At 50.3% G+C, this 5,807-nt stretch carries 5 protein-coding genes; all 5 read right to left on the bottom strand.

The window, feature by feature from the left end:
* A partial coding sequence (locus ACWA6V_RS15895) for a chemotaxis protein CheA (protein WP_449523407.1) occupies positions 1 to 1,928 on the bottom strand: 1,928 nt, incomplete at its 3' end.
* A 10-nt stretch (positions 1,929 to 1,938) separates the two neighbouring features.
* A complete protein-coding gene (locus ACWA6V_RS15900) occupies positions 1,939 to 2,244 on the bottom strand; it encodes an STAS domain-containing protein (RefSeq protein ID WP_449523408.1) in 306 nt (101 codons plus the stop codon).
* Between the two features lie 43 nt (positions 2,245 to 2,287).
* On the bottom strand, positions 2,288 to 2,650 hold the full coding sequence (locus ACWA6V_RS15905; RefSeq protein WP_133685375.1) for a response regulator: 363 nt from the start codon (positions 2,648 to 2,650) through the stop codon (positions 2,288 to 2,290).
* A gap of 9 nt (positions 2,651 to 2,659) precedes the next feature.
* Complete coding sequence (locus tag ACWA6V_RS15910) at positions 2,660 to 3,916, bottom strand: methyl-accepting chemotaxis protein (protein WP_449523409.1); 1,257 nt, start codon at positions 3,914 to 3,916, stop codon at positions 2,660 to 2,662.
* A gap of 376 nt (positions 3,917 to 4,292) precedes the next feature.
* Positions 4,293 to 5,807 (bottom strand): phosphoenolpyruvate carboxylase (locus tag ACWA6V_RS15915; protein ID WP_449523410.1); only part of this gene is annotated, 1,515 nt, incomplete at its 5' end.

A 5,807-nucleotide genomic window follows, 5' to 3' on the forward strand; every position in this document is an offset into this window, starting at 1 on the left:
TCTTTGGGTTGCAATGAAAAAATTTCGCGCAGGCGAATATAAGGGACTTGCTCGCCGCGCAAATTCACGCAGTTTTGCCCCTGTACATGGCTTAACGAATTTAAATCTACGCATTCAAGAATGGTGTTTTGCGGCACAATAAAATCAATATGGCCAGCCGTGACGTGGAAGCCATCAATGATTGCAAGAGTCAGGGGCAAACGAATACTAAAACTGGTACCCACGCCAATTTCACTTTCGATTTCAATGCCGCCCTGCAACTCTTCAATATTGCGCTTGACCACATCCATGCCCACACCGCGCCCGGACAAGTTGGTCACCTGCTCAGCAGTGGACAAACCGGGATGGAAAATTAATTGGAACAACTCCTGACGCGAGAGATGGATACCCTCCTCCAGAATGCCATTAGCAATGGCTTTTTTGCGGATGCGCTCCACATCCAAACCGCCACCATCATCGTGGATACCAATTACAATATTTCCCGCATCATGACGCGCGGTAAGTTTGATGGTGCCAGAATCGGGTTTGCCGCGCGTTTGCCGCACAGCGATAGCTTCGATGCCGTGATCCATTGCATTGCGCACAATATGCATCAGCGGATCATTTAATTTCTCCACCATGGATCTATCCAGCTCGGTTTCCGCGCCTTCAATTTCCAGCTCAATTTCTTTGCCAATGGATTTGGCTGTGTCGCGTACAACGCGTTTGAATTTTTGGAAGGTATCGCCAATCGGCACCATGCGTAAGGTGAGCGCTGCATCGCGGATCGCCTCAGTAAAGTTACCCATGGAAGTAACCGCTTCGATCAATGTCGGGTTACCCATTTTGGATGACAGCAAATCAACGCGCTGGCGATTAATAACCAATTCACCAATTAAATTAATCAAAACATCCAAACGCTCGGCATCAACACGGATAAAACGATTTTCGCCGCTGGTCTTTTTCTCGCTAATTTTCTTTTGCTTATCGAGCGCTGCGTTGACAATTTCGGGGGCGATCGATTGTTCTTCAATAAGAATATCGCCCAACATGCCCACCGCACCGGTGGTTTTTGCCTGCTGTTTTTGCGTTGCCAATGCAGCATCTAATTCCTGAAAAGTGATCGCATGGCTTTTTACCAAAATTTCACCCAGGCGCTGGGCATTTTCGGGTAGAGACTTAATTAAATTGACATAGGCTTCGATATTGCTGCGCGGTGGAATTAATTTGAGATCAGAGTCTTCGCGAACAAACATAAACGCATCTTCAATTTGTTGCTGCGATGCATTGCTTACCAGGGTAATTTCAAAACCGAGATACAGCTGCTCTGGATCGTAATCGTTATATTCAGGCAAGTGATCGGTGATGGTGGTGATGTGAGTAATGTCACCCAGTGTGCGCAGAAAACGTAAAATAGATAGAGGATCCATGCCATTGCGTAACAAATCCGGCCCCAAGCGCACTGAAATATGCCAGGCATCGTGATTGGTCTCAGCACTACTATTGTTTTTCGGCGATGCGCCGATGACAGGTGCACTGGCCACTGCAGTTTGTGGTACTGCGTCCAACCAAGGTTGCAATGAATTAAGTAGTGCTTTGCCTTGCGCAAGACATTCTGCATCATTTTCCTGTTCGTGCCGCGCATTTTCCACCAACACCGCAATGTGATCGCGGCACGGCAAAAAAATGCTCAACAAATCGCTGGTGATGACAATTTTTCCGTCGCGCGCGCGATCCAAGACGTTTTCCACAATGTGCGTAAAACTAACAATATCATCCAGCCCGAATAAACCAGCCGAACCTTTGATGGTATGCGCTGCTCTAAATATTTCGTTAATGGTTTCCATATCCTTATCGCCCTCATCCAAACGCAGCAGCGCCGCCTCCATGGAGTTGAGCAAATCATCCGCTTCGGCGAAGAAGGTCTGTAAGGCACCGTCGAGATTCATAGTGGATTCCTTATGATTCCATAGCAAATTGGGTATTTACATCCAGCGCAGTCAACACACTTTCTACAGATTCATTGCTCTTGGTAATAAATAATGGTCGGTGTACGGAAGCAAAAAACTTTTTCGCGAATAGCAGCAGCTGCACTCCCGCAGTATCTATTTCACCAACTGTGCTCAAATCCAGCGCGACCTTATCGGCCAATTTTTCATAATCGGCAAACAATTCGTCTTTGATATGTGCGACGTAATAGATAGTGAGGTCGCCTTCAAATACCAGCGTGGTTGTATCCTTGCTCTTTTTTCGCGAAATATTCATGGTCTACACCTATTTAAAAAATTCCTGTTGAAGAGAGTTCCTGTCAAATCAGCATTGAAACTGCCTGCAACATTTGTTCAGGGCGGAAGGGTTTTACAATCCAGGCTTTTGCACCAGCAGCCTGACCTTCGCGTTTTTTCTCTTCTGCACCTTCCGTAGTGAGCATGATCACCGGGGTAAACTTGTAGTTAGCTTTGGTTTTCATTTCTTTCAAAAAGGTAATGCCATCCATGTTGGGCATATTCACATCCGAGATCACCAAATTGATTTTTTGCCCATCCAATTTGGTTAATGCATCTTTTCCATCACTGGCCTCAACAACGGTATAACCTGCACCGCGCAGCGCAATACCCACCACTTGCCGCACGCTGGCAGAATCATCAACGACGAGAATTACTTTGGACATTCACTACTCCTAAAAAAACGTGATTTCTGAATTGTTTGAACCTTTAGCTTGTGCTCCGCTGCCGCGATGCACATCAACCTGCTCTAATGTGGTATAAGTTTTTTGCAGCGAACGCAGCCATTCACCGGTATCAATGGCAATCACCGGCTCACCGTGACGCAAGCGGGCTTCCTGATCGGCAATCGCACCAACCAGTTTTTCCATATCATCAATCACGTGCCCCAGGATTTGGCTGACGCGATCCTGGAATTGCAAATTCACCAGCACCTCTTCAACACTCGATTGAACCGCTGCACTCTCCTGTTCCAAAACGTGTGCTGACTGCAAAATATGTTCACTGGAGTGCTGGAATTGTTCGAGCACTTGCGCGATGGAAGTTTCTGATTTTGTTAAGCGGGAATTATCTTCAGCAGCGTACTCAGCGGTTCTATCCAATGTTGTTTGCAAGGCAGAATTGACTTGCTCGATACGGCGACCAATACGTGCACCAGTTTCACCCGAGCGGGTCGATAGTGTGCGCACTTCATCAGCCACCACTGCAAACCCGCGCCCGTATTCACCAGCGCGCGCCGCTTCAATGGCAGCGTTAAGCGCGAGCAAATTGGTTTGCGATGCAATGCCCGCAACCTCAGCACTCATCCCGCTCAGTTCAACCGTGATTTTGGAAAGGCCGGAAATTTCTGTTAGCAACTCATCGCGCTGATCAATGGCCTGACGCAATGTGTGGGTGATTTGGCTCAATTCGTCGTTGGCGAAATGGATCACGCCGCCCAATCCGTTGTCGCCTTTCATGCTGCTGGCAGTAGACGATGAACTGGCCACCGCCGCTTGCAAGCGCTGATGGATATCGGAAAAACGCCCCACCAATTCGGTGATACTGCCTTCCAACTGATGCCGCGCCAATTCAGTTTGGCGCTGCCACAGCGGCAGGATTTCTTTAAGCAAATGCTGGTAGTTTTCCAGCAGAGGCCGATACATTTGCGCGAGTTGTTGTCCCCCTTGCGCTTGTAATAAGGCGGCCTGGCTATCACTTTCGCGCTTTGCCATTTGTGCGATCTGCACGCCGGCAATTACCGCGGCAGCCAACAGGGCTAACAGAAATAGGGCCTTCCAGACCATCGACAACTCTGCAAGCGCAAGCAACAAGAGCGCAATTATGCCCATCACTGCAATTGCCCCAATCACCACAACCTGTGATGAGCCACGCTGCGTATGTGTAAGTGGATAAGAAACGGGAGAGTTCCCGTGGGAGTAGCTGCTATTCATGGGTTGTATCCGTCAAATTCAATAGCAAAAACGCAGGATGTTGTAGGTCGTTATCCCTGCACACTTTGCTGCCATATGGGTTAACTAGGTATAGACGGGGTTTATATAGGTGTCAAAGAAGCTGCTTTGAGTGAAATTACTCAGGGTGACGCGGACTTAACGCAGAAAAATGACGGCTCTACCCATGCTATTTTTTCGCAAAAAACCTGCGGAGCTTCTTGTTGGGGCTGATAAAAAAACAGCGCAATGGAAAGAATCCATTGCGCTGTTTTTTGGCTATTGATGGGGAATCGCTTTCTATATAAGAAGAGGTCACAGAGAGAACAGGCACTCCAGCCCCGCTAAAAACGCGGAGCCGGTAGCACTTGCAAACCGATCAACCCGTATTGCGCATACCCGCCGCAATACCTGCCATAGTCACCTTAAGCGCGCGCTCGAGGTCAGGGCTGATAGTTTCGCTGCTGCGATAGCGCTTGAGCAACTCAGCCTGCAAGTAGTTCAGTGGATCGACGTAAGGTTTACGCACTTCCAGCGATTGGCGCAGCATTGGGTCATCGTTCAACAACACATCCTGCTTTTTCATCTTGTTGATCAGGCCCTCGAGCGCTTTCAAATCGCCGCGCAACTCTTGCCCCAGACCGCGATACTCCACCGGCACCAGCTGCTCTTCGTAGTAGGTACAGATAGGACCATCAGCCTTACCGATCACCATTTCCAACAGGTCGAGGAAGCTGGAGAAAAATGCCCAGTTACTGACCATATCTTCCAGCAATGCCGGATCATTTTCCAACGCATATTCAAATGCCTGACGGGTACCCAACCATGCCGGCAGGTTCAGGCGCACTTGCGTCCAGGCAAATACCCAGGGAATCGCGCGCAGGCTTTCTACGCCGCCGGTGGATTTACGTTTAGCCGGGCGGCTGCCTAACGCCAACAAGCTCAATTCCTGCTCGGGAGTCAGGTTGCGGAAGTAAGGTACGAAGTCTTTGTGACCGCGAACAACGGCGCGATAAGCCTCAAGGCTAGCCTTGCCCATGCGCTCGATCAGATCGCGCCACTCGGGTTTAGGCGCAGCGTTGGGGGCCATGGTCGCACGCATAGTCGCCACAACATAAGAAGACAGACTGCTGAAAGCTACGCGCGGCAAACCGAACTTGTAGCGGATCATCTCGCCCTGTTCGGTCACGCGGATACGGCCTTTGACCGAACCGGGTGGCTGCGACGCCATGGCTTTTTCTACCGGGCCGCCGCCGCGACCAACGGTACCGCCACGGCCATGGAACAACACCAGGGATACGCCAAATTTATCAGCGAGCGCGACCAGTTTTTCCTGCGCCTTATATTGCGCCCAGGTTGCCGCCAGCTTGCCCGCATCTTTAGCGGAGTCGGAGTAACCGATCATCACCGTTTGCTGATGCGCAGAATATTGTTGGTACCACTCGAGATCCCACAGACGCTCCATCACAATCGGCGCGCGATCAAGGTCATCGAGAGTTTCAAACAGCGGCACAATCGGCATATTCCAGGTCATGCCGCACTCTTTCAACAAGAGGGCTACGGCCAACACATCGGATGGTTGCTGCGCCATGGAAATCACATAGTGCGAGAGAATTTCACGTGGCTCCTGCGCCACTACGCGGCAGGTTGCCAGGACTTCGGCAGTCTCATCGCTCATCGGCCAGCTAATCGGCAAAAGCGGACGCTTGCTGGTCAATGACTCCAACAGGAACGCCTGACGCTTTTCTTCCGGCCATTCGCGGTACTCGCCAATGCCGAGGTACTGCACCAGCTCATCAATCGCCTGCACATGGCGGTCGCCATCCTGACGGATATCGAGCGGCACAAGGTTGATGCCGAAGCAGTGGATACGACGGATCGTATCGACCAGCGG

The organism is Cellvibrio sp. (genome assembly GCF_053579595.1).

Coding starts and splice junctions, on each gene's coding strand:
- ACWA6V_RS15900 (WP_449523408.1), bottom strand. CDS start 2,244: ATGAATATTTCGCGAAAAAAGAGCAAGGATACAACCACGCTGGTATTT.
- ACWA6V_RS15905 (WP_133685375.1), bottom strand. CDS start 2,650: ATGTCCAAAGTAATTCTCGTCGTTGATGATTCTGCCAGCGTGCGGCAA.
- ACWA6V_RS15910 (WP_449523409.1), bottom strand. CDS start 3,916: ATGAATAGCAGCTACTCCCACGGGAACTCTCCCGTTTCTTATCCACTT.